The organism is Colidextribacter sp. OB.20, from assembly GCF_009911595.1.
GTDB lineage: Bacteria > Bacillota > Clostridia > Oscillospirales > Oscillospiraceae > Lawsonibacter.
In genome coordinates, this window is the sequence record NZ_QWKG01000178.1 from 1 (window position 1) to 513 (window position 513).

The 513-nt window shown below is 53.0% G+C and carries 1 protein-coding gene; it reads left to right on the forward strand.

Annotation, left to right across the window (positions count from 1 at the left end; genetic code table 11):
• Positions 1–168 precede the first annotated feature (168 nt).
• Positions 169–513: DUF6017 domain-containing protein (locus D1641_RS19070; RefSeq protein WP_243149493.1), on the forward strand; the 345-nt coding region annotated here is incomplete at its 3' end.

The window sequence follows — 513 nt, forward strand, 5'->3', positions numbered from 1 at the left end:
GCGGCCAAGACTGCGGAAAAACCGCAGTCAAGAGTGCGGGGAAGTCGCAGTCAAGACTGCGGAAAAGTCGCACCAAATTATATTAAATCAAATCAAACTGATTTCAGCTATACTGATCCATCTATCCTTCCATCAGGTTCCCCGCCGGGCATGGCGGGCATGGGATGGATGGATAGATTGGAACAGCGGAGAGAAGTGGATGAGGCTATTGGCTATGAGAGCCTTTGCAGCCAATTCAACCGGGAGGACGTGGACGAGATCGCGGAGCTGATCGTTGACGTGCTATGCACTACCCGGCCAACCCTCCGCATAGGCGGCGAGGAGCTGCCTATTGCCCAGGTGAAAGACCGCTTTTACAAACTGGACTCCGGCCACCTGGAATATGTTTTCGACTGTCTGCGGAACAACACCACGCAGATACGCAACATCCGGGCCTATCTGCTGACTGCCCTATACAACGCCCCAACAACCATCAATAATTACTATCAGGCGGCGGTTCAGCATGATTTTGGC